This window comes from Clostridium sp. YIM B02555 (genome assembly GCF_022320955.1).
Lineage (GTDB): Bacteria > Bacillota > Clostridia > Clostridiales > Clostridiaceae > Clostridium > Clostridium saccharoperbutylacetonicum.
Window position 1 is genome coordinate 55,663 of record NZ_JAKJJY010000014.1, and the last position, 24,554, is coordinate 80,216.

A 24,554-nucleotide genomic window follows, 5' to 3' on the forward strand; every position below is an offset into this window, starting at 1 on the left:
ATAATTATACTTATCTATAATTCCCTTTACAACTTTAATATGCAAAAGCAATTTTACACACTGATTCTCTTATAAATGCATTCCAAAATAGTCTATATTATTAAACATCTTCATCTTCTAAGTCAGTTTCCAACTTGTTTACTTTGTGAGCCCCCTCCAGCTTTAACTCACTATAAATATTTTTTGTAGGAACTAACCATACTTCACCCGTTCCTCTATATACGTTTACTATACCTTCTCCGCTAATAGCTGTTCCCATAATTGATTTTGATGATTTTTCCACCGAGAACTCAATATTTCCAGTCCTTAAAATAGCCAAACTTCCATCTACCTTCAAGGTATCATTAATTAGTACACACTTAAATATTTCATTCTCTGGAACAGGAACTTTAATTGCTACAATTCCATTGCCTTCTAGTCTAGTTTGATAAAGACCTTCATTACCTAAAAATACAGCTGAGGCAGACCTTTGTGCCGCTGCATTAACTTCTACGCCTTCCTCACATGCATAGAACATATTATCACTTAAAATTATCTCGTCATCTTCCAATTCTATTAAGGCAAAGTGCCCAAAAGAAGGCTCTAAAAATATCTCACCTGTACCACTATAGATTGGTTTAAATGCCGTTTCACCTGTTAACTTACTTGATATTATTTTTTTTCCAAACCCTATTAAGCCACCAGATCTGCTTTGTATCTCTATATTTCCTTTCATATAACTCAATGTTCCCGGTTCAAGTTTCACTGAGCTATCATCTAATATTATTCTAACTTGTTTTAACTTTATACCACTTTGTTTTATTATGTTTAGTCCAAAAGCTGTCTGCACATCTGTAGCCCCGTCTAAATCTTCATATTCCAATACTTGAAATTTAGACTCATATTCCATTTCAGATAACATCTTTAATTTATTTGTAAACTTTAGTGAACTTCTCATAAATTACTCCTATCTTATCAAAATTTCTAATTAATTATTTAAAGTTAATTCCTCCAATAATGTAAATATTCTTTTATGTAGTACAGGATGCATAAGATATGGTGCTATTTCATTTAACGGCTTTAATACAAATTCTCTTTGATGCATTCTTGGATGTGGTAAAACCACCTTTTCATTAGAAGATATAATTTCATCATACATAATAATATCTAAATCGATAGTTCTTGGTCCCCACTTAATTGTTCTTTTTCTATCTAATTCAGCTTCAAATTCTAATAATAAATCCATAAGTTCTTCAACTTCAAGAGTTGTTTCAATTTCAATAACAGAATTTAAAAAATCTTCTTGTTCTAAATATCCCCACGGTTTTGTTGTAATAAATGAAGATTTCTTTAATACTTCAATACTCTCTTCATTAGATATTCTATTGATTGCTTCATTTAAATATTTTTCTTTATCTCCAATATTAGAACCTAACCCTATATATGCTTTATGTCTTTTTTTCTCAATCATTATTTCAATTGTATCCAAATGTTTTTTTATTGGGGCCCAAGGCTTTTTCAAAAACACTTTCACGCCTTCTATTATTTTATATTCCTTTAAAATACATTCCGCCATTTTTAAAGCTGCTGTCTCAATAAGATCATACTTTTCTCTATTAAATTCCTTTTCTACTAATTCGCATAACTCGCCATAGTGCACAGATTTTGTTAAATCCCCACTTTTGCCTGCTAATTTTAAATTTAAATCTAATTCTAATGATAAAATAAATTTTTGACCTAGTTTTTTTTCTTCTTCAAAAACCCCATGGAACCCAAATAATTCCATATCTCTTATATACATTTTATCCAAAATACATCCATCCTATTCTCTAACTATTGCATCTGTCATTTTTGCTGCTCTAAAGTTTTCCAATACGTCATGAACTCTAACAAAGTCACAGGCATCTTTCATTATACCAATAACCGTTGTAGCTATAGTTCCTTCAATTCTCTCTTCTGACGGTAGATTTAAAGTTAATCCTATCATAGACTTTCTTGATGTTCCAAGTAATATAGGATATCCTAATTCCTTAAGTCGCTCCAAATTATTCATTGTTTCTAAATTCTGCTCATAAGTTTTCCCAAAGCCTATGCCTGGATCTAATATTATATTTTCATCTTTAACTCCAGCTTCCTTAGCTATTTTTATACATTCCCTTAAGTCTTCGAGTATCTCACCCATTAAATCCTTATAATCTGTATTAGTCCTATTATGCATAAGACAGCAAGGCACATTAAATTTCGCTGCAACTTTTGCCATATCCTTATCCATTTTAAAGCCCCATACATCATTAATTAAATCAGCTCCTGCTTCTATAGCCTTTTCGGCAACCTTTGCTTTATATGTATCAATGGATATTGGAATATCAAATTTTTCTCTTATTGCTTTTATTATAGGAACTACTCTATTAATTTCTTCTGCTTCTTCTACAGGTGTATGATTAGGTCTTGTAGATTCTCCTCCTACATCTATTATGTCAGCTCCCTCTTCAATCATTTTTCTTACATGCTCTAAAGCCATATCTATATTATTAAATTTTCCTCCATCAGAAAAAGAATCAGGTGTGAAATTTAAAATTCCCATTATGTATGTCCTTTTCCCAATTTCAAATTCCTTATTACCTATTTTCATTCTATAATTCCTCCTAGTAAAGTATTTCCAAGTTCTTTTTTTCATCACTCCAGTTACATTCAGCTTTAGCCTTACAGCTTACACACAACCGTGAGAGTTTATCTGCTTTATAAATAAGACCTGAAAAACCTTGACTTGCTTTATTTCTATGTCCTAATATTCCCTGTTTTATAATTTCACTTTCCTCTTCAGAGAAGCTATAAGCTTCCAGAAATTCTTCTGCTAACTCCCACGAAGCTATCTCATGTGGTGTTCCATTTTCATATTGAATCCACTTTCCTATATCATGTAAAATTGCCGTTACATATATTATTTCTCTGTCAAAACCTAAATTTTCTTCTAAATTAATTAATTGAGCAATTCTTGCTACATCTAAAAAATGCTTTAAATTATGTTTGCAGAATTTTCTACCCTTTTCAAGTTTCTTAATTATTTTTAAGTAATATATATATTGTTCATCATTTAAGATGGAATTAAATCTTTTCATATTCTACCCCAATTGTTTTTAATATTAACTAGTCTATAACTATCCTTACTTTTTTATTATTATATCATCAACATATAATTAAAAATATAACTATATTAAATTATTCCTCACTTTTGAAGTTAATTATTCCTATATAATGTAAACTGGAAAATACTAGTATAGATTAAATAAACAGAAATGATATAATATATAAGGAAACACAGGCTAAAAAGGAGAAACAGTTATGGAATATAAAGAAAATGACTGGAAAGATACACCTATAATCATTCCGTCTCTAGATCCAGATGAAAAATTACCTCAGGTAGTAGCTGCAGTAATTGATATAGGTTTTAATCGTGTCATTTTAGTTGATGATGGTAGTTCAAAAGAAAACAAAAAAATTTTCAATGATATAATACACAAATATGATAAATGCATACTTTTAGAGCACAGTATAAATTTAGGTAAAGGTCGTGCTTTAAAAACTGCATTTAATTATTGTTTAATAAATTATAAGGATTCTTGTAATGGAGTTATTACTGTTGATGGAGACAATCAACATCACATAGATGATATAGTAAATATTGCCAAAAAATTGAGTGAATCAAATGATTCTCTAATATTAGGTGCAAGAGATTTTGATCATGATACTGTACCATTTAGAAGTAGTTTTGGAAATAAACTAACTCGCGTCACCTTAAAGGCATTGTGTGGAATAAATGTAACTGATACACAAACAGGTCTTAGAGCAATTCCAATTAAATATCTTTCTACATTTTTGGATATGGAAGGTGAGCGATTTGAATTTGAAACCAATATGCTCATAAAATCTAAAAATAATAGTATTAACATAAAAGAGATTAAAATTAAGACTGTTTACATTGAAGAAAATAAAACTTCCCATTTTAATCCCTTTAAGGATTCTATAAAAATTTACATATTAATTTTAAAATTTACATCAGCTTCATTTTTATCATCCATTGCTGATTTGTTATTATTTACATTAGTTTATTCTTTGCTTAAAACTTTAGACTTAGATGTTAGAATACTGTTATCAACAGTTTTAGCAAGAATTTCATCTTCAATTATTAACTTTTTAATAAATAAAAATATGGTTTTTGAACATAAAGAAGACAATAAACCAGCTGTTGCAAGATATTATACCCTTTGTATTACGCAAATGTTGCTTTCTTATGGTGGTGTATATCTAGGTACAATGCTTATAAAAGCATATCCAACCTTTGTAAAAATCATTGTTGATTTCATTCTATTTATGCTAAGCTTTCAAATTCAAAGAGAATGGGTATTTAAAAAGAGAACCTCCTTTGAAAAAGCAGAGGACATCTAAAAAGGAGGATACTAATAAAAATGGAAATGCTTTTAATACTTGCAGTCTTTATTGGTTATGCAGCATTAATCTATCATAAATTTAAAATTAATTCTGCCTTTATTCCAGTAACAATAATTACTTCTATTACAGGTATAGTTTATATTTTTGGACTTGCTAATCAGCTTAAATTATCAGTCCAAATTATAAATATAGCTGGCTTATTGCTTTTTATTTATTTTATTGTTCAGGCCTTGAGAAAAAACTTTTCAATGAAGTTTTTTTTATGTCCAGCTATAATATTCTTTTTAATAGGAGCATTATATTTTGGGTTCTTATTAAAAGATTTATCATATTTTCATTATGATAACTTCACTCACTTTGGGAAAATAGTTAAAGAAATGTTTTACTTTGACAGTCTTCCAAATATTAATACAACAATAACTTTTCAAAACTATCCTCCTGCAACTGCAATATTTATTTATTACTTTTGCAAAATTATAGGATATAGTGAAGGACATGCTTTAGTTGCACAAGCTATTCTAATAATAAGCATTCTAGCTACTTTTTTATGGAAAGACAATTTTAAAAAAGTATTTTTTAATTTTTTATCTATTACAATAATTTTTATAACTATATCAATCTTATCCTTTGATGATACAACCTTACATATTTATAATTTGTTAGTTGATGGCATTTTAGGGTTTCTGGCTAGTGCATCTATTATTGTCACTTATTATTATAGAAATGATATTAAGAAAAATGTTTTTGTCAATTTGCCACTATTAAGTTTTCTAGTCTTGACCAAAGATTCTGGTAAGCTATTCTTTTTTATTTGTATTTTATTTGTACTTTTTAGTAACACTCAACTTAAAGCTTTCAAAAAAAATATTAAAGAATTAAAAATTATCTTACCATTAATCATACTTTTAGTATGGGTACCATTACTTTTTTCAAGTTCATGGGCAAATTATGTGAAAAAAGCCTATCCATCAACTGCCTATGAATCAAATAAATTTGCCATATCTAAGAGCAAGTTGAAAGAAACTTATAATTCTCACTCTCACGAATTTGTAAAAACATTGCCAGCTAAATTTATAAATAGAGTTTTCGATATACATTCAATTAACACTCAATTATTAATATCTGTTAATGCTATTTCTATATTGATTTCAATAATATATTATATATTCTTGAAGAAAAGAGCTTCACTCCAGCTTAAAGCCTTAGCTTTAAGTAATTGTATGTTAGTAGCATACCTTATTGGTGAATTCTTAATGTACTTATTAATAATGCCAGAGGCAGAAGCTGTTAACTTAGCTTCTTTTGACAGATATTTTTGTAGTGCAATCATATTATTTGCATCCACACAACTTATTTGTGGAATAAATTCAATTAATAAACTTGTAGAACATATTACTACTGCAAATAATACAAATAAAAGGAGGCCTCTTTTTGAAAAATTACTCCTACTTCTTATATGCTGTATGATTATCCTTCCAAATTTCTATATCGTAAGAACAGGTATGAAGCAATTGTTCATAAGACCAAATGAGCAGGAATTTAGAAGAGTCGATGTCAAAAAAGCTTGTGAAAAAGCTAGAAACTATTTAGGAAGAGATGAGTCTATATTAATTTATAATGGAGATAAAGATAATACAACTGGCTTTTATTTAGCTCTTGGAAAATATGAAATGCTTACAAATGATCTAAATGTTATAGATGTAAATTTGATAAACAGCGATAAAAAGAAATTCCTCGATTTCTTAGCTAAGAGAAATTATATAATGATGGCTGAAAATGATGAGATATTTTGGAACGAGTTAAATAATAACAACATCAAAGCTACAAATGAAAAAGACGGAATCTTATATAAAATTATTCATGAAAATGAACAAATTAGAATAGAAAAAGTAGCCTAAATCAAAAAAATGTACCAGATTCGAGCTATAAAAAGGCATTTTGAAAGTATTTCAAAATGCCTTTACTTTAATATTATTAATATACCTTAGCTTTTTCTTCCCCATCAAGAACTCTTATAGCACCTTGAGCTAAAGCTAATAATTCATCTTCTCCTGGATAAACTGTAACTGGAGCTATCCATTCAACTTTTGCTTTAAGATCTGGAACAAGAGTTGGTGAATATGCAATTCCACCAGTAAAAATAATTTGATCAACTTTACCTTCTAATACAACTGACATTTCCCCAATTGCTTTTGCAATTTGATAAACAAATGCTTTATAAATTCCTTCACATTCTTTATCTCCTGCTTCCATTTTATCTATAACGCCTTTTACATCATTTGTGTTTAGATATCCAACAAAGCCACCTTTTCCAACTACTTTTCCATATACTTCTGCTTCACTGTATTTTCCACTAAAACACATTTTAATCAAGTCACCAATTGGAACTGATCCAGCTCTTTCTGGTGAAAATGGACCATCTCCGTCTAATGCATTATTTACATCAACTACTTTTCCATGGTTATGAGCTCCAACAGAAACGCCTCCGCCCATATGTACAACAACAAGATTTAAATTTTCATATCCTTGTCCACTTTCTTTTCCATATCTTTTAGCAACTGCTTTTTGATTAAGTGCATGGAATTTGCTTTTTCTTGGAAGTTCTGGCACTCCTGATAATCTAGCTACCTCTGCCAATTCATCTGTAACAACTGGATCTACAATAAATGAAGGTATATTTAACTCATCTCCTATAGATTTAGCAATGATTCCACCAAGGTTAGAAGCATGTGGCCCTTGAACTCCAACCTTTAAATCTTCTACCATAGCATCATTAACTGCATAAGTTCCACCTTCTACTGGCTTAAGCATTCCACCTCTACCAACAACTGCACTTAATGTTTTTATATCAAAGTTCTTTTCTTTGAGAACGTTTAATATAACTTCTTTTCTAAACCCAAATTGATCATATATAGTATCATATCTTTTTATTTCTTCATTTGTATGTCTTAAGGTTTCTTCAAATAATTCCTTTTCATTTTCATATACACCAATCTTTGTTGATGTTGATCCTGGATTGATTATTAATAACTTATATGACATTGTAAATCCCCCTCAATTTAATTGTTACTGCTTATTATACAGTTTCATAATCTCAATTTATCAAATGAACTCCTATAGAATTTTGTAATTCTATAGGAACATTTTTATTAATTTATCATAGCTTTTTATATGTTAATTTTACTTATTTTTTGCTGCAACTAATGCTGCTAAAGCAATAGAGTTAACTTTTGTTTCAAAAGAATCTGCTCTTGAAGTTAAGATAACTGGTGCTGATGTTCCCACTAATAATCCACCATTTCTTGATTTAGAGAAATATGTTAATGTTTTATACATAACATTTGCTGTTTCTATATTTGGTAATAATAATACATCTGCTTTACCTGCAACATTTCCTGTAACACCTTTATGATGAGCTGCTTCTTCTGATATTGCATTATCTAAAGCAAAAGGTCCATCAACTATACAACCTTTAAATTGTCCTCTATCACTCATTTTTGCTAATAATGCTGCATCTACAGTTGAAGGCATACTTGTATTCACTACTTCTACTGGGCATATAGATGCTACCTTAGGAACATCTATTCCACAAGCATGTGCAACTACAACTGCATTATTAATCATTCCAACTTTATCCTTTAATTCTGGATATGTATTAAAGGCTGCATCTGTTAAAAATAATAGTCTATCCCAACCTTCAATATCAAACACTGCAACGTGTGACATTAACTTTCCTGTTCTTAATCCAACTTCCTTATTTAATACGCTTCTTAAAAATGTAGCAGTATCAACTAAACCCTTCATTAACATGTCTGCATGACCGCTTGAAACTAATTTTACTGCTTCTAAGGTAGCTTTCTTAGGATCTGCAATATCCATTATTTCATAGTTTGATAAATCTAAGTCTATCTTTTTTGCTATTTCTTGTATTTTTTGCTTATCCCCAACCAATATAGCTTGAGCTATATTTTTGTCTGTAGCTTCTTTAATAGCTTCTAATACAGGCTCGTCCTGTGCCACAGCTACAGCCACTTTCTTTGTTGGAACTTCCTTTAATCTTGCTAATAAATCGTCAAAATTTTTGCTCATTTCTTGCACCTCTTACTTAATAATTATTTTTTTATTTATTTAATATAAGGTTAATTTTTTGTTAAATTTATATCAATCATGGTTATTATGATCCCTTTTTCTATTGTAACAAAAAATAAGTACAAATGCTAAATTTTCAGAAAATTATTTTTAAATTTAGATAAAAATTTAACAAATTTAATAATTTAATATATTTTTTATATAAAAAATACCAGATTTCTCTGGTATTTTTCAAATTCTCATAACTATATTTTATATTTCTTTTGGTAAAGCAAATTTTTCGATTATATGTTCAGCAACTTTTATACCATCAACTGCAGCTGATATTATTCCACCTGCAAAGCCAGCGCCTTCTCCTGTTGGATAAAGTCCACTAACATTTACGCTTTCAAGCTTAGAATCCCTATTAAGCGTAACTGGTGCTGAGGTTCTAGTTTCTATTCCTGTCAATACTGCATCTTCACGTGCATACCCTTTTATCTTTTTATCAAAATTATAAATTCCTTCTTTAAGTGCTTCTATAACATAACTAGGTAAGCAATCTTTTAATTCTTTAAATTCATATCCTGCAGTATAACTTGGAGTAACTTTTCCTAATTTAGTCGATATTCTATCCTTTAAAAAGTCTCCAACTAATTGTACTGGAGCTTTATAATTGCCTCCCCCTAATTTAAATGCAAGTTCTTCATAATGCCTTTGAAATTCCATACCTCTAAGCGGTGAATCCCCTTCAAAATCTTCAGGAGATACAGTAACTACTAAAGCTGAATTAGCATTTTCTAAATCTCTTGCATGATAACTCATACCATTAGATACAAGTCTGCCTTCTTCTGAAGCAGCCGCTACTACTACTCCTCCAGGACACATACAAAATGAATAGATTCCTCTTTTTAATCTTTCACTTTGATATGTTAGTCTATAATCAGCAGCTTGCAATTTAGGATGTTTGTGGTTTTCTCCATACTGGCTAATATTTATCAGTTCTTGTGGATGCTCAATTCTTACTCCAATTGCAAATGCTTTTGCATCCATAGAAACATTTTCTTTATGTAACATTTCATAAGTATCTCTTGAACTATGTCCTATAGCTAAAACTAACACCTCACATGGTATTTCTTTCCCATTTACAATTATTTTTTTCAACTTTCCATTCTCATATGATAGTTTTTCTAATTTAGAATCAAAATGAACTTCTCCACCTAGACGCTTTATTTCTTCACGTATGTTTTTAACTACACCTTTTAAAAGATCAGTTCCAACATGTGCCTTACTTTCATACTTGATTTCTGATGGAGCCCCAGCATTTATCAATTCATCTAGTACAAAAGCGCACCTATGATCTTTAATTCTCGTAGTCAGCTTACCATCAGAAAATGTACCTGCTCCACCTTCACCAAATTGAACATTAGATTCAAGATTTAGCTCTCCACTTTTCCAAAACTTTTCCACAGTTTCTGTTCTTTTATCCACAGATTCTCCTCGTTCATACACAATCGGTTTATAACCTTTTCTTGCTAAAGTCAAAGCTGCGAAAATTCCAGCTGGACCAAATCCAACTACTACTGGTCTATGCTCCATTTTTTCTGTACCTGGTATTATTGAATCAATCTCTTCAGCTTTTTCTAATCGTACATCCTTATCATGAATTTTTGATATTATCTTAGCCTCATTATCACAAATCACATCTATACTATAGGTAAATTTTATATCATTCTTTTTTCTAGCATCAATGCTTTTTCTTATTATTTCTATTTTATTTATATCCTCTTTTGATATTTTTAACTTTTTACATACTTTTTTTTCTAATACCTTAAACTCATCGTCTAAGTTTAAGTTTATATTATTTATTCTTATGACCATACTTTTCACTACTTTCCATTAAAAACTGTATTGAATTAGTTTAAGTATATATTGCAATTATTACTTTGTAAACTCAACTGTATGATAACTTTTCCTGTGGCATAAAATTCTCCTTATCAACTATTTCTAATTTTCGATACTAAAGTCTTGCTTTATAGTTATTTCCCTTCTTTTCTGATATGTTTTTGAATCCATATCATCAAATGTTAAATTAAGGTTATCTTCTTTTAGATAATAAATTAATGGACTTCCTTGTAGCCTATTCTTTGCCATTTCTTGAACAAATAAGTCTGCTTTTTCATTAAATTTTTCAACACTTCCTAATGTTGGAGCAACCATTATATAAACTGTAGGGTCATATTTCACATCTGAACCTGCATCAATTATATCCTGTAATTTAGTATTAATTCCAAATTTATTTGGAAAACTAAAACTACTAAATGCTACATCAACCTTACATTGTGGAAAAAATTCCTCTGCTATTTTTTTAATTCTATTTTTATATTCATCTCTTACTAACAAACTTACATAATTATCGCAGATATAATATTTTCCATCTTCCATTTGTCCAAATGCAGCAAAAGCCTCTTTATCTTTATCTCCACCTTTAGGATACACCCATAGCTCATCATTAACATTCTGCCAATCATTATCAACCAGACTCATAGGCAAAAATTCTTTTCCATACTTTTTATTTAAAAAACTTATAATCCTATCTTTTATTGCTTCTGGTCCTTTTGGTCTTTCTTCACTTTCTTTTTGTTCTTCTACTTTACTCGAATCCTTTTGATTCTTATCATTAACCTTATTCATACAACCTCCACACATTCCAACTAATAATATTGATATACTTACCGCACTTACTCTTCTTAAAAATCTATTCATCAAATCCCTCATTTCATTTTATAATATGCACTTATTCCTAAATCAAATGAATTATATTTATAACCCTTTTATATATAAGTCATACTTTTAAATAAAAAGTTAATCCAATACCTAATTAGATTAACTTTTTTATTCATTCTATTTCTTTAAGGATTTCAAATTCATTTTACCTTTACACTCGATACATCAACATTTATAAGACTTGTGTCAAATCTTTGTATCAATTTTTCAATTCTTACTTCAAACTGCTTGATTTCATCATCCTGTTCCATTAACATAGCACTATACTCATTATCTATTTCATATGCTTTATCAAATATTTTATTTATTTTATCTATACTCGAATTATTTTTTTCAATCAAATATTCATAGTATTTATTAATTTGATTATGTTGGTAATCAATATGTAATAACCTTCTAGTAAAGTCATCAACCGCATCCCATTGAGGCCATTTATTATATTCTAGAGGATTATCCCCTTCTACATCTTTTATTAAATTAATCAGATTTTCTCTTGATACATTTGTAAAATCTCTTATGTCATTTTTTAAACTTGGAAGCATAGTCTTATGTGATTCGTTAGCTACTTTTGATAATATGACACTAAATTCTGCTGCACTCTCTTTACCTTTTAAAAATTTGCTTAATTCATCTTTAAACTTTTTCTTATCATCTTCTGGAATACCTAAAGTTTCTACCCACAAATAAGTTAAGTTAGCCATTCTAAACACAAATTCTGGTTTCAATTCACCAAAATCAATATCCTTGACCTCACCATTAACCATTTCTTTGCCGCCTTGAAATTGTCCCATCAAGAATTTAGTTAAACACTTCCTGTCTTCTTTTGAAACATTTTTAACCATAAAATTTATATAATCATGAATTAGTGCCATCGCAGGATCTTGAACAGTTTCTTCATTAAATACCGCATTTCCACCTTTAATTGTAAAAAATGAATTAGCCATATGTGCTCTTCCAGCAATTACCCCTATATTTTTTAGAAAAGGTTCTGCATTCCCCCAATATTCACTAGCATTACCTGTTACTATATTATAATCATCTATTATTTTTAATAATGTAGGTTCTCCACTTATACCTATGCCTATTAAAGAAAATATTGTATCTTTTGAAAAACCATTTAAATTTTTTCCTACAATATCACGTGCATTTTCAACCTTGTCTGATGTAGTTCCTCCATTAGTCTTATAATATTTTGTAGTTCCAGCAATATTAAAAAACAAATCACAAACATATCCATCTTGAGGTGCTATTAAAGTTATCCTGTCTTTCTTATTTGCAATTTCATCTTTATATTTATCACAAAATTCTTCACCAAAACCTGGTGCATCAAATGCTACACATCTTGCAATTTTATCAGTTGCAATCGTAACATATTCTGCTTTGTTTCCACCTTTAGAATGACCAATAACGGTTATATCATAATACCCCAAACTATTAACCCAATCTTTAGCTAATTCTTGCTGCTCTGTATCTGCACTATATGCCATCTTTCCATTGTCTAACCACTCATATTGTCCTGTTCCTCTAAATGCTACTGTTGCATTTCCACTTTGATCCACAAAACATATACCTTTTGCTTTCTTCCCATTTGGATCTGGTAATGTACTTTCTATTTTTAAATTACTTAACTGCTCATCATTTTTAGCAGCATTTATCAAGTCTTTCCAATCCTCTTTGGTATAACTAGTAATTTCACCTGATAAATTTCCATTGCCATCCTTTGCTGCTGCTGACAATTTATCTATATTTACTTTATTAAGATATTCACCTAATGTTTTATTTTTATTATCTGAATCTGAAATGCCTCTCACTCCATTGCCCCCATCAATATACATTAATGAGTCTAATAGTGCTAATTGTTCATTTGATAATTGCCCAGAATTTCCTTGTGACATAAATTTACTCCCTCACGCATTATTTATAATTTTCAATACTAAAATCTTTATTTATATCAATAGCTCTTCTTTTCTGATACGTTTTATTATTCATATCAGAAAACTTCAAATTAAGATTATTCTCATTTAAATAAAAATTTATTAGACTTCCTTGTAATTTACTATCAGCAATTTTTTTAGCAACCAAATCTGCTTTTTTATCAAATTCATCAACACTTCCTAATGTTGGAGCAACCATTATTCTAACTGTAGGATCATATTTCACCTTAGAACCCGCATCAATTATATCCTGCAATTTAGTATTTATTCCAAATTCATTTGGAAAAGTGTCACTAGTAAATGAAACTTCAACTTTACATTGCGGAAAAAATTCTTCTACTATTTTTCTAACTCTCTCCTCATACTCACCTCTTATTAACTGACAAACATAGGTATCATATACATTATATTTACCATCTTCTACCTCCCCATATGTTACAAAGGCATCTTTATCTCTATCTCCACCTTTCGGATAAACCCATAACTCATCATTAGCATTCTGCCAATCTTTATCAATTAAACTTATGGGCAAAAATTCTTTTCCATACTTTTTATTTAATGAACTTATTATTCTGTCTTTTATCGCTTCTGGCCCTTTTGGTCTTTCTTCATTTTCCTTTTGTTCTTCTACTTTACTCGAATCCTTTTGATTTTTATCATTAACTTTATTCATACAACCTCCACACATTCCAACTAATAATATTGATATACTTACCGCACTTACTCTTCTTAAAAATTTATTCATCAAATCCCTCATTTCATTTTATAATATGCACTTATTCCTAAATCAAAACTATAATTATTTCCTATTTTATAGACGGCATACCACTACTAATATATCCTGAATATGTCTTCTCATATATATTACCTAATTCTGTATCTGTTTTAGTTACAACTATTCTTCCATTATTTACACATGTTTGCGTAGTCTCAATTAATTTTAATAAAGCCAATTCTGTTTTATTTAATGAATTATACATGTTATTAACTTGGTCACATGCTTGCCCAACACTTATATGTATTAATTTATCAGGAAAATTTGTATCCATTTCGCTTTTTAATTGAGACAATGCATTCTTTGCATTATCCAAATTTAATAAATTCACCTTTATTTCCATAATCTTTACTCCCCTGTATTTGTATTAATATTTAAAATTATCATTAGAATCAATTTCCTTAGCAAAACTTTCAAGTATCATTTTTGACTGATTAACTATTCCGTCAACAATAAGAGTATATTTATCTACTTCTTCTTCTATTTCTAGTATATTACTAGTTATTAATCCATCTACAAACCCATGAGCTGATATATAGAACATTATTTGCTTATATTGATCTATTACGCCTTTAAACTTATCTCCACATTTATTTATCGTCTCTGCTGCACATAAGAAATCTGCATCCATTACTATCAAATTCCCAGAATTTTGTCCTGCTGCCATCTCCTTACCCCCTAATCATCATCTCTATCTAGTTCATCATATAAATCTTCTATTATTCTATCATATTCAGCTATTTGTGCTTTCAAATCTTCAATTTTCTCTTCAAGACATTTTATTACTATCTCTATACTCTCTGATATAGAATTAATATTTTTAATAGCCATTTGATATTTTTCTCCTGTTAAATCCTCAAGCATGCCTTTACAATATGTTTGTCCTGATTTTATATGCTTTGACATAGAGCCTACGTTCTCTGCTCTTACTCTTCTATGATTTATATTATAATTAAACTCTTCTTTTCCTGAGATAAATCTTGCTTTGAAAGCAAGTAAATTTTCTAATCTTTTCTCATATATTTTTAATTCTTCTTCAGTTTCACTTTTTAATTTTTCATATTTCCTAATTTGCCTCATTATTGATTTATGACTCATCTTATCCCTCACCTGCATTTATTTAATTAATTTCAAAGGTCATAATTTTAAATAAAATCCCTATATAATAATTTTTCAAAAACTATATAGGGACTATTTCAATTATTTCGGAAATCCTTACTGGATCATTCACTCATATTAAATTTATTTTTATAATATATTTTTCTTTCTTTTACGTACTGACAATCCAATTGCTATTGTTGAAATACTAAGTATTACGAATATAAATATCTCAATATCTTTATCATAATTACTTGTTTTTGCTGGTTCAGATACCTTTCCCAATAAATTTTCAGTTTTTATTGTAGATACAGGATTAATCATAAAATTATACATATCTGTATTTTCTACTGTACCAACTCTTGAATTTGATAATACGTGTGCTAATGAATTTAACTTTTCTTTATTGGAATTAGCAGTACTTTCCTTTGTTTCTTTAGCATCTTGAAGTGCACCTGAAAGCTTACTTTGTGATGCCTGAATTCCTTTGTTTAAGTCTTCTTGCATTGTAGTTACATGCTTTTCAGCTTCATCATGTGAAGTTTCTACAGCTTTCCCATAATCATCAAGCTGTTTAGTTACTGCTTTATTTAAATCTTCATTAGCTTTATTATATTTATCCCAAAGCTCTGAAATTTCTTTATCTTTACTTAATCTTTTTGGAGTTTTAGTCAAATTTTCAACTTTCTTAATTAAGTCATCAAATCTGCTCACATAATTTTCATCAAATATTTTTAACACTTGATTAACATCAATAGGACCATCATCTGCAACTGTCTTTTCAACTACAGCTTCAACTTTATCTTTTACGCTTTCCACATTTTTAGTGTTATTAGTTTGCATTGTGGAAATTAATGATTTTTTATTTTTTCCTGTTAAGTCATCCTTTATTTCATCAACAAGAGACTCATTTAGCTTTAATTTTTCATCTAATGTTTTTTTAGTATCCTCTGTAAATAGATTACTGATGAATTTATAGTCAGAATCCTTTTGAAGATTATTTGTTGAGGTTGAGCATTCCTTTAATTTATCATTAACACTATTTACTTGTCCAATTACATCATCTATTGTCTTCACATTTCCATTCAAACTAAGAGCATTTACATTAGCATTCTTATATTTACTGCTTCTGTCTAATACAAATGAATCTTTTTGCTCAACTGGAATGTTAGTAATATATGTCTTCAAATCATTCCCGTTTGCAAATGTATTACCTGGAGATCTTTCTGCAGCAGGATCTTTTAATATATTAGAATAATTAATCTTATTTTCAGCAACAACATTATTATAAACTCTATCAAATTCTCCCGGATTACTCTTTCTAAGCTCCTTAATCATTTCTCCATATAATAAATATTCTTCATTTAGTGATTGTAGTTTAGGATTATTTCCAAGAACAATATTACTTCTTAAACTTTTCAATTGTTTTATAGTGCTGTTTTCTAACGTATCCTTACTAAAATCTGTTGTTTCTTTTACTTTATCTAGATTTTCATTAGCTTTCCCAATTGCATTTTTCCCTTTTTCATCAACTTGGGATAAAACATTTTGATTATATTTGTTAACTAAGTCATCTATATATCCATCTTTCTTAGTAAAATCTTCTATAAATTCGTTAACTTCACTAACATTTACATCATTATTTCTCGACAATACACCATAGTTATAATTATGTCGTTTTGATAATGCTCGTCTTAATTCCTCTGGAGTCATATTTTGAATTTTACTTCTAAAAGACTTAATTCCAACAGAACTATTTCCTGTGACCTTTAACAGTTCATTTTTCACTCCATTAAATTGTTCTTCTTGCTCTAAAAGTCTATCTCTATATTTTTCATCAATTTCATTGATAATTTTTTTATTTTCTTCAAAATTCTTATTTAAATCTAAATCCTTTATATCAATGTTTTGACTTTCTAATTGCGTTAAATTTATAGTTTCAAGTATATCTGCATCGTTTATTGAATTTATTGAATCTAAATCAGTATTATCATTTTTTAATATATCTGATACATAATCTTGCCCTTGATGCAATTCATTGAATACAGATGATAAATACATGTAACTAAGCTTACTATTTAATTTCTTTTCAAAACTTGATACCTTAGCTGTCACTTTAAGTTTATTTTCTTCACTTAATTTATCATTAGTTTCATAATAAACTTCTACTTTAGACGGTGTAACTTCATTTATAGTTGTTATATTCTGAGAAAAATTACCTGGAATTATTACCATTGCTCCATATTTCCCATCTTCTAAACCACTTTTCCCTGCATCTCTATTAGTCAATACAAAATCATTATCTAAGGATTTTATTAAATCCGAAGCATAATTTACACTTTTGTCCTTGTAGTTTGTTCCCATATCTTGGTTGACAACTGCAATTTGAGTAGATTCTTCATTTTGAACTTGCTTACCAAGTAATGTCTTTTTCTCCTCAACTTGCTTTCCAAGAAGGAACGAACTAACTGAAGTCAAAATTATAACACCTGCAATTAAAAGAACAGGTTTTAATTTGCCCTTCAACTTTTTTCCCCCTTACTAATTTTTAATCCCTTAATTTATATCTTTGGTATTTTTATCAATTTATTTCTTCCTTTGTTATTAATATAACCTAAATCTATAGCATTTTCTGGATTCCTAATATAAGCATTTATGATATTTTGCTCATTTGGATTTCCTAAAATAATTGCATTTATAGCACCTTTAAACATTTTTGTTAAATCATCATATCCCTTTAGACCATTTGATTGAGCAGTAGCAACAAATGTGATTCCTACATTGATTGCATCCTCTATAATCTTATTTACATTTATATCTTTAATTGAAGTTACATTATAAATAAAATTATCGCAATCATCGATTAATACCAAGATTGGCTTCAATGATGCATAGTACATTTTTGGTATAATGCTAGGCTCACTAATTCTTTGTTTTTCAAATTCTTCTCTTCTTTTCATAGTTATTTCTTGAATTTCTTCTAAGAATTCTTTTCCTTCATCAACCGTTGTAATATATCTATCAACTTCATTTCTATAGGAATACAGTTCCCCATTTTTTGAATCAATTAAATATGCATCTACACCTTGTTTCAATGTAAGTAAAACTTTTAAAAGATTTGTTTTACCGGTCTGTGGTGCTCCTATAATTAACTGAATCATTCCATTTAATTCAACAAACTGAGTTCTTACCTCTTCAGCATCTAATCCAACTGGTATTTTCTTCTCAAAGCTAGTCTCATCTGCAAATTTTCTTAGAATCTTAGCAGTAAGTACTTCTGGAAGCATTCTAATACCTTGTACTTCTTCTCCTGTATATGAAGTTTTAAGTTTCTTTACAATATCTAATATATTATTTGAATACTGTATTTCATTTTTAAATTCAACAGCTGAATAAACCTGCATTATATTAGGGCTTTCTAGCTTAACCATAGCCCTACCTGGAATATCTGTTACTTTATAATTACCTCTTCCTATAATTGAATTTATTTCTGATTCATCAAACATATAGTGAGCTATTTTATTTTTAAAATTATTTAAAACTGCAAACTTAACTGCATTTTGTCGAGATGCTGTTATTATTGTAAATATTCCTATCCCTGCACCATCTCTAGTTAACTTCAAAATAAAATCCTCTGCTTCTAATCCAAATTCTTTTATGGCATCATAATTATCTATTACTATAAATAAAGCTGGTAATTTACTATCACTTACTTCATTATATATACTGAAATTAGCTGCACTAGCTTCTCCTAATAATCTTTTTCTTTTCTTAACTTCTTCATCTACTATATTGCAAAACTTTCCAAACTTCACATTGTCATCAAACTTTATATAATCCCTTGTATGTGGTAATTCTTTCATTAGTATTAAACCTGAATTACCAAAGTCAAGTATAAAGAATTGTACATTTCTTGGCGAATTTTTAACAGCCAGTGATAATATAATCGTAGTTAATGTAGTTGTTTTTCCAAATCCAGCTGATGAAAAAATCATAAAATTACCATCTTTATTAAAGTTTATCTCATATTCGTCCTGAGTTTGAAATTCTGGTTTATCTACAAGCCCTAGTGAAACATTTAAATCTAACTCTTCAAAGGATATTACATCCACTATATTATCCATATCAATATGAGGTGATGTTATCTTGATTTCCAACGGTGGCAACCAAGGTTTTTTCACTTCGTTCAATTCTAATTTTTCAAATGCTTTTTCCATATAACCAACAGTTACATCTAATTCCGTTTCCTTAAGCTTCAAGTCTTCTGTTCCAGTACTCAAATCATTATTCAAAAGTTCTCCCTGACCAATATCATTAATTATATAAACTCTATCATCTATAGACTCATCATCTTCTTCATTATCATAAACTGCTCCACTCCAAGCTGATTGAAATAACTCATATACTTCATTATTACCTACTTGTAAATAAGCTCGTCCTGCTTGAGTGATTTTGGCTGCATCAGGGGTTTTAAGAACCTCATTACTATCACTTTCATTTTGTACTTTTAAAGCCAATTTAAATTTAGAGTTACTCCAAATTTGATCGTCAACAACACCTGATGGCTTTTGTGTTGCTAATATTAAATGTATTCCCAAACTTCTTCCAATACGTGCGGCACTTACCAACTCGCTCATAAAGTCAGGTTGTTCTTTTTTTAATTCTGCAAACTCATCTGAAATTAAAAATAAATGCGGAATTGGTTCTTTTGCTTCACCATTTTTAAATAATTTATTATATTGATTAATATGGTTTACTCCATATTCACTGAATATTTGTTGTCTTCTTGATAGCTCACTTTTTATCGAAGCCATTGCTCTCATGCTTTCAGAACCATCTAAATTTGTTATAGTTCCTAATAAGTGTGGAAGTTTTTTGAATAAACCAGCCATTCCTCCACCTTTGTAATCTATTAATAAAAATCCAACTTCATATGGATGATAGTTAACTGCTAATGATAATATGTAGGATTGTACTATTTCACTCTTACCTGATCCTGTAGTACCTGCAACAAGCCCATGTGGACCATGTGCTTTTTCATGAAGATTTAAATACACATAATCTTGTTGTCCTCTTACCCCTAATGGAACTGCTAAAGTCTTATAAGCTTGATTATTCATCCATCTTTTTTCTACATTGAAATCTTCAGGCTTTTTAACTTTATACATTTCAAAAAAAGTAATACTATTAGGAATTTGATTAGTCATACCTTTAATATGCTGCAAACAAGCTAATCGTCTTGATATATTACTTAATTCTACAGCTACATGGTTTAGTTCTATTTTTTTATTAACCAATGTTCCTTCGTTGATTACAAGTGTCCCTTGCTCATAGTTGTCTATTCTAAAAATAGTCTTAATGTTTTCTGGTAAATTTGCCTCTAATTGACTTGTATATATTATAGAAATTCCTAAATTCGAATCATACTTTTGCAAATATTCCATTATTGAATGATTTAATACTAAGCTTGGTTCATCTATAACAAATAAATAATGTGGTAAGAATTTCACTTTATCCTTCTTTTCTTCACTTGTTATATCTCGATCTTTTAATATTTGAGAAATATTACTAAATACTTGATCCCTCAACCCTTCTGTATCTATAATTCCTCTTACATTTATTGAGCTTATATTAAAATGTGGATACCAGTTTAACCATTCAAATGCTTCCCTATCTTTCATACTGCTCACTAATATTATTTCAAGGTCATGATAACTTTGAAATAATGTTAATTGTGCAAATAAAAGATTTAATTGTTCGTGAATATATTTTTTTTGACCAACTATACCTAAATGAGCTTTTTTCAAATCTATTGATAGTGGCATATTATCAATTTTATTAAATTCTTTATATACTTCTTCAGCACTTTCAACTAGTGGATCTTTTTCCAACTCAATAATATCATTAGAAAATTTTATTTTATAACTTGTTTCTATACTTGCTTTTCCTATTGATACACTTAAAAAATCATCGTCAATATATGTTTTCTCATATATTCTGCTGCTATAGAATTCTGTCATTTTATCTATTTCTTTTAATGATGGATTATGATACTTCAATGATTCTATTTGTTCTTTTCTTAATAGATCTAACTTTTTTCTAATGTTAAGCAAATACTCATTATATACTTCTACTCTACGTTTGTTTTTCATTTTCATTTCCTTTTTATCACTTAAATAAGTGGTTAATGAAAATACAGTAGTCATAGATGTACCCGCGATACTCATGATAACATAGAGTCCTCTTGGCGTTAAAATACTTATCGCTATTGTTACAATCATCATTACTAATGGTGGAACTATCATTCTTGCAAGCTGACCTTTTTTCTTTTCAACCTTGCTTGGTGGCTTCTTTAATTCAACCTCTTCTGTAGGTGGAATTTTAATTATTCTAGGTGATCTTTTATATTCTGGAAACCCATCAAATTTAATTTCACTTACTTGTATTCTTTTAAGTTTTGCTTCATAGTATCTTTCATTTCCTTCAATTAACAAGGTATTTTTGTAATATGTAATTTTTATTTTGTCTATTAATATTAAATCAGCTTCATTTAATGAAATTAGATTATCTTTTTTCATACGTCCATTTACATATATTTCAGTATTATTGCCATTAACTCTGCATAATTTATTACCTTCTAGTCTTAATCTAATATCTTTAGCTTCAATCAAAGATATTTGATTTTCTTTTGAATCACCTATCTTAATAAAGTCTTTTCCTTTGGTAGAAACCTTAATTCTATCATTTATGAAATACATGATTGAAACATCTTCTATTCCAATAATTTTTTGTTTTTCGAAAGGTTCCAATTCCATTTTTCTATTATTAATATCTAAAATAACTTTATCATTTTCAGTATCACAAAGGATTGTTCCTATGTAGTTACTATTAGTTCCGATTGTAAAGTCCTCTTTTATATATACTTTTTTATCACAAGGAATTTCCCTTACAACATCTTTTACAAAAAATAATACACTATTTCGGTAATACATTTTTCCTCCTAATTAGAGCTCGGAACCAAACTCAATCCACTTGATTCACTTGAATTTTTATCCTTAGCTACTTCTTCCTTTGTTGAATTTCCGTTTATATTTTCAGTTTTTTTATCATTCACTGAATTTTTTTGAAACGTATTATTTCCATTAAGCTCTTTTGTTAATTTATCAATTTCAGATTTGATAGCTTCTTTTTCTTTCTGCTTTTCTTCACCTGTCATCTTATTATTATCCTGAATGTATTTATCTTTATTTAAAAGAGCATATAACGTCAATTCATCATCTTGAAGCTTTTTAGATAAGTCTATTGCTTCATCATATTTAGATTTTCCTAATGCAATCCAATAATCCAAAATATTTTCATCACTTTTTGCATCTAGATTTGCTATTATATTTTTCTTTTGTGCATCCGAAAGGTTTTCAGATATTATATAAGAATATGCAAGTTTATACTTAGATTCTTTATCAAGCTTTAATCCTCTTGTTGATTCAAGGCTTTTAATTACACCTTCATAATCTTTTGTCATATAATAATTGTTGGCTTTTATTATATTTAAATAATATGGATTCAAGAAAATAGAATTATAAATCATGTATACTGATAATCCTAAAATTATTATACTCATACCAACAATACTATATTTTCTTATTTTTAAGCTTCTCAATTTTATTTCTATATAGTTTTCTCTTTGATTTCGTTCTTGTTCTTGTAACTCTACTAAAAGCTCATCCCGTATTTCTTTAACACTATTAAGCAATGCATATTTTTTTATATGCTTATTAGCTTTTATTAAATCTAGTCCCCCATTATAAAAATCATCGTATGAGTACTCATCATTGAATATATACGCAATTATACTTTTATATTTAAGCACCATTTCCTCATAATTTATAATTTCTTCTTCTAACTTTATATCTCGTCCTAAAATCTTCACATTAAAACTATAATCACAATATAAATTATTCGGATTTAAATCAAATGAGTATTCATCTAGTACTTCAAATAAATCACTTATATTTATAGCTACCCTCAATTTATCAACAAGCTTTGCATTCTTTATCTCACTAAAAAGTTTCAATCCATTTAAATCATATATAAATTTAACTTCTTCTTCTTGAATATCTAATTCACAAGGAACTAGATATCTATTCTCGTATGCTATTCTATTGATTTCAATACTGTTCTTTGCTTTTAAATCTGATATTTTTAATACTACTTCCAATTTATTATCATTCATCTATAATTATCCTTTATATAAATTCTAATATATCTCCTGTATAGATATTGCTTTCTTTAAAACTACTATATACAGATACTGCCTTTTTCTCTCTTTTTGATTTACAATAATTTATTTCTAGTAAGTTTAAGCTTAAATTTTGACTTTCACTTATTATCTTCAAACATTCAATTATTATTTGTTCACTATTTACAGAGATATCAAATACTCCTTTTCTATATGCTTTCAGGTCTATCGTAATCTTTATATTCATTACTATAATCTTCCTTTTGACTTTTATGTTTATGATATTTTCTTGTTAATATGGCTGTTAGTATACATAACATTATTATGCTAATTGATACTTTTAATACTTCATCACTACTATTTTCCCGCATATATTTAATCTTTGCATGTTCTGTAGGTTTAACAAACAAATTATAACTTTCAGCTAATTTTCTAACTTCTTCACTTGTATCATTATTTGTCGATGTTACCTTTAGAAATACATTGTTGTTTATTTCATTCAACTCTGCTTTTTTCTTTTGATCATTTTCTTTTTTATTCTTTATAACCTTTTCTGTGAACAAAGGAATCCCATATATATCTGTAACTGATACATATGCCTCATTACCACTCCCTTGCAATGATTTAGAATCTATTTTAAGTCCATCTTCTGCATATATCTCAGTAATATTAAATATATACATAAACGCCATTACAAATAATATTATAATTTTTTTCATTGTTAACTCCTAAAAAAGAGATGATGTACATCTCTTTTTTTATCTTACTCCAAATTGATTTGCAATGTCTTGATCCATTTGTTGCATAGCATTGCCAGTTTGTTGTAATTGTTTAGCTATTGTTTCTGTAAGTTCTTGCATTTTTTGAAAACTTGGTTTTAATTCATTATATTGATCTGCAAATTTTGCACTTGCTTGACCTTCCCATTCACTTTGTAATTCATTTATCAACGTATCCATTTTACTGATAACTTGTCCAATAGCTTCTGCCTCTCCAAGATATTCCTTAGCTCTTTCGAACATTCTTTCTGGTGTAATTCTAATTTGTCCTTGATTTGCCATAATCAATCCTCTCCCTTCAGCTAGCAATTATAACATAAAAGAATACTTTCTGTATATATTTAACACATTTTACACTAAGCATCCATTTATCAATTAAATTCTACATTTTTATACATTTATAACTAGTAAAAAAATATATTATTTAAATTAAATTTTATTTTTAA

The 24,554-nt window shown here is 28.6% G+C and carries 21 protein-coding genes; 2 read left to right on the plus strand and 19 right to left on the minus strand.

What is annotated here, in order from left to right; translation table 11 throughout:
- Window positions 1–100 precede the first annotated feature (100 nt).
- From L3B98_RS18005 to L3B98_RS18020, 4 genes are read right to left on the minus strand one after another with little or no spacing between them, the layout of a single operon-like run.
- Complete coding sequence (locus L3B98_RS18005) at window positions 101–937, minus strand: AIM24 family protein (protein ID WP_238917766.1); 837 nt, start codon at window positions 935–937, stop codon at window positions 101–103.
- 30 nt (window positions 938–967) lie between these two features.
- Window positions 968–1,789 carry a 2-amino-4-hydroxy-6-hydroxymethyldihydropteridine diphosphokinase gene (folK, locus tag L3B98_RS18010; protein WP_238917767.1) on the minus strand — a complete coding sequence of 274 codons (822 nt, stop codon included), beginning with the start codon at window positions 1,787–1,789 and terminating at the stop codon, window positions 968–970.
- Between the two features lie 12 nt (window positions 1,790–1,801).
- Window positions 1,802–2,611 carry a dihydropteroate synthase gene (gene folP / locus L3B98_RS18015; RefSeq protein WP_238917768.1) on the minus strand — a complete coding sequence of 270 codons (810 nt, stop codon included), beginning with the start codon at window positions 2,609–2,611 and terminating at the stop codon, window positions 1,802–1,804.
- Between the two features lie 13 nt (window positions 2,612–2,624).
- On the minus strand, window positions 2,625–3,098 hold the full coding sequence (locus L3B98_RS18020; protein WP_238917769.1) for an HD domain-containing protein: 474 nt from the start codon (window positions 3,096–3,098) through the stop codon (window positions 2,625–2,627).
- A gap of 223 nt (window positions 3,099–3,321) precedes the next feature.
- Between L3B98_RS18020 and L3B98_RS18025 the strand changes: the two genes are divergently transcribed.
- Together L3B98_RS18025 and L3B98_RS18030 are read left to right on the plus strand one after the other, a co-directional pair.
- Window positions 3,322–4,425: a bifunctional glycosyltransferase family 2/GtrA family protein gene (locus L3B98_RS18025; RefSeq protein ID WP_238917770.1), complete on the plus strand. Its 1,104-nt coding sequence runs from the start codon at window positions 3,322–3,324 to the stop codon at window positions 4,423–4,425.
- A gap of 20 nt (window positions 4,426–4,445) precedes the next feature.
- Window positions 4,446–6,326 carry a hypothetical protein gene (locus tag L3B98_RS18030; protein ID WP_238917771.1) on the plus strand — a complete coding sequence of 627 codons (1,881 nt, stop codon included), beginning with the start codon at window positions 4,446–4,448 and terminating at the stop codon, window positions 6,324–6,326.
- A 76-nt stretch (window positions 6,327–6,402) separates the two neighbouring features.
- Here the strand turns inward: L3B98_RS18030 and buk are convergent, their stop codons facing one another.
- From buk to L3B98_RS18105, 15 genes are all read right to left on the minus strand, one after another.
- A complete protein-coding gene (buk, locus tag L3B98_RS18035; RefSeq protein WP_238917772.1) occupies window positions 6,403–7,470 on the minus strand; it encodes a butyrate kinase in 1,068 nt (355 codons plus the stop codon).
- Window positions 7,471–7,608: 138 nt separating this feature from the next.
- Window positions 7,609–8,517 carry a phosphate butyryltransferase gene (gene ptb / locus L3B98_RS18040; protein ID WP_015390396.1) on the minus strand — a complete coding sequence of 303 codons (909 nt, stop codon included), beginning with the start codon at window positions 8,515–8,517 and terminating at the stop codon, window positions 7,609–7,611.
- A 252-nt stretch (window positions 8,518–8,769) separates the two neighbouring features.
- Complete coding sequence (locus L3B98_RS18045) at window positions 8,770–10,377, minus strand: FAD-dependent protein (RefSeq protein WP_238917773.1); 1,608 nt, start codon at window positions 10,375–10,377, stop codon at window positions 8,770–8,772.
- 126 nt (window positions 10,378–10,503) lie between these two features.
- Window positions 10,504–11,262 (minus strand): hypothetical protein, encoded by a 759-nt coding sequence (locus L3B98_RS18050; protein ID WP_238917774.1) that lies wholly within the window; start codon window positions 11,260–11,262, stop codon window positions 10,504–10,506.
- Between the two features lie 161 nt (window positions 11,263–11,423).
- Window positions 11,424–13,178 (minus strand): Mbeg1-like protein, encoded by a 1,755-nt coding sequence (locus L3B98_RS18055; protein ID WP_238917775.1) that lies wholly within the window; start codon window positions 13,176–13,178, stop codon window positions 11,424–11,426.
- Window positions 13,179–13,197: 19 nt separating this feature from the next.
- Complete coding sequence (locus L3B98_RS18060; RefSeq protein WP_238917776.1) at window positions 13,198–13,962, minus strand: hypothetical protein; 765 nt, start codon at window positions 13,960–13,962, stop codon at window positions 13,198–13,200.
- 61 nt (window positions 13,963–14,023) lie between these two features.
- Window positions 14,024–14,335, minus strand: a complete 312-nt coding sequence (locus L3B98_RS18065) for a hypothetical protein (protein ID WP_238917777.1) — start codon at window positions 14,333–14,335, stop codon at window positions 14,024–14,026.
- A 24-nt stretch (window positions 14,336–14,359) separates the two neighbouring features.
- Entirely contained in the window at window positions 14,360–14,659 is a 300-nt protein-coding gene (locus L3B98_RS18070; RefSeq protein ID WP_015390389.1) for a hypothetical protein, read from the minus strand.
- A gap of 11 nt (window positions 14,660–14,670) precedes the next feature.
- Window positions 14,671–15,090 (minus strand): hypothetical protein, encoded by a 420-nt coding sequence (locus L3B98_RS18075; protein WP_238917778.1) that lies wholly within the window; start codon window positions 15,088–15,090, stop codon window positions 14,671–14,673.
- 150 nt (window positions 15,091–15,240) lie between these two features.
- Window positions 15,241–17,616 carry a hypothetical protein gene (locus L3B98_RS18080; RefSeq protein ID WP_238917779.1) on the minus strand — a complete coding sequence of 792 codons (2,376 nt, stop codon included), beginning with the start codon at window positions 17,614–17,616 and terminating at the stop codon, window positions 15,241–15,243.
- 35 nt (window positions 17,617–17,651) lie between these two features.
- A complete protein-coding gene (essC, locus tag L3B98_RS18085) occupies window positions 17,652–22,082 on the minus strand; it encodes a type VII secretion protein EssC (RefSeq protein WP_238917780.1) in 4,431 nt (1,476 codons plus the stop codon).
- 8 nt (window positions 22,083–22,090) lie between these two features.
- On the minus strand, window positions 22,091–23,323 hold the full coding sequence (gene essB, locus L3B98_RS18090; RefSeq protein WP_077359824.1) for a type VII secretion protein EssB: 1,233 nt from the start codon (window positions 23,321–23,323) through the stop codon (window positions 22,091–22,093).
- Between the two features lie 13 nt (window positions 23,324–23,336).
- On the minus strand, window positions 23,337–23,576 hold the full coding sequence (locus tag L3B98_RS18095; protein ID WP_238917781.1) for a hypothetical protein: 240 nt from the start codon (window positions 23,574–23,576) through the stop codon (window positions 23,337–23,339).
- Complete coding sequence (locus L3B98_RS18100; RefSeq protein WP_238917782.1) at window positions 23,539–24,048, minus strand: type VII secretion EssA family protein; 510 nt, start codon at window positions 24,046–24,048, stop codon at window positions 23,539–23,541. The genes L3B98_RS18095 and L3B98_RS18100 overlap by 38 nt, the downstream gene beginning before the upstream one ends.
- 39 nt (window positions 24,049–24,087) lie before the next feature.
- Window positions 24,088–24,390, minus strand: coding sequence for a WXG100 family type VII secretion target (locus L3B98_RS18105; protein ID WP_015390382.1), 303 nt, complete (start codon window positions 24,388–24,390; stop codon window positions 24,088–24,090).
- Window positions 24,391–24,554 lie beyond the last annotated feature (164 nt).

Excerpts from the sequence above, each read along its gene's own strand:
- L3B98_RS18050 (WP_238917774.1), bottom strand. The coding sequence starts at position 11,262 with ATGAATAGATTTTTAAGAAGAGTAAGTGCGGTAAGTATATCAATATTA.
- L3B98_RS18045 (WP_238917773.1), bottom strand. The coding sequence starts at position 10,377 with ATGGTCATAAGAATAAATAATATAAACTTAAACTTAGACGATGAGTTT.
- L3B98_RS18060 (WP_238917776.1), bottom strand. The coding sequence starts at position 13,962 with ATGAATAAATTTTTAAGAAGAGTAAGTGCGGTAAGTATATCAATATTA.
- essB (WP_077359824.1), bottom strand. The coding sequence starts at position 23,323 with ATGAATGATAATAAATTGGAAGTAGTATTAAAAATATCAGATTTAAAA.
- L3B98_RS18005 (WP_238917766.1), bottom strand. The coding sequence starts at position 937 with ATGAGAAGTTCACTAAAGTTTACAAATAAATTAAAGATGTTATCTGAA.
- L3B98_RS18070 (WP_015390389.1), bottom strand. The coding sequence starts at position 14,659 with ATGGCAGCAGGACAAAATTCTGGGAATTTGATAGTAATGGATGCAGAT.
- L3B98_RS18055 (WP_238917775.1), bottom strand. The coding sequence starts at position 13,178 with ATGTCACAAGGAAATTCTGGGCAATTATCAAATGAACAATTAGCACTA.
- L3B98_RS18025 (WP_238917770.1), top strand. The coding sequence starts at position 3,322 with ATGGAATATAAAGAAAATGACTGGAAAGATACACCTATAATCATTCCG.
- L3B98_RS18105 (WP_015390382.1), bottom strand. The coding sequence starts at position 24,390 with ATGGCAAATCAAGGACAAATTAGAATTACACCAGAAAGAATGTTCGAA.
- ptb (WP_015390396.1), bottom strand. The coding sequence starts at position 8,517 with ATGAGCAAAAATTTTGACGATTTATTAGCAAGATTAAAGGAAGTTCCA.
- essC (WP_238917780.1), bottom strand. The coding sequence starts at position 22,082 with ATGTATTACCGAAATAGTGTATTATTTTTTGTAAAAGATGTTGTAAGG.
- buk (WP_238917772.1), bottom strand. The coding sequence starts at position 7,470 with ATGTCATATAAGTTATTAATAATCAATCCAGGATCAACATCAACAAAG.
- L3B98_RS18065 (WP_238917777.1), bottom strand. The coding sequence starts at position 14,335 with ATGGAAATAAAGGTGAATTTATTAAATTTGGATAATGCAAAGAATGCA.
- folP (WP_238917768.1), bottom strand. The coding sequence starts at position 2,611 with ATGAAAATAGGTAATAAGGAATTTGAAATTGGGAAAAGGACATACATA.
- L3B98_RS18095 (WP_238917781.1), bottom strand. The coding sequence starts at position 23,576 with ATGAATATAAAGATTACGATAGACCTGAAAGCATATAGAAAAGGAGTA.
- L3B98_RS18075 (WP_238917778.1), bottom strand. The coding sequence starts at position 15,090 with ATGAGTCATAAATCAATAATGAGGCAAATTAGGAAATATGAAAAATTA.
- L3B98_RS18100 (WP_238917782.1), bottom strand. The coding sequence starts at position 24,048 with ATGAAAAAAATTATAATATTATTTGTAATGGCGTTTATGTATATATTT.
- L3B98_RS18020 (WP_238917769.1), bottom strand. The coding sequence starts at position 3,098 with ATGAAAAGATTTAATTCCATCTTAAATGATGAACAATATATATATTAC.
- L3B98_RS18030 (WP_238917771.1), top strand. The coding sequence starts at position 4,446 with ATGGAAATGCTTTTAATACTTGCAGTCTTTATTGGTTATGCAGCATTA.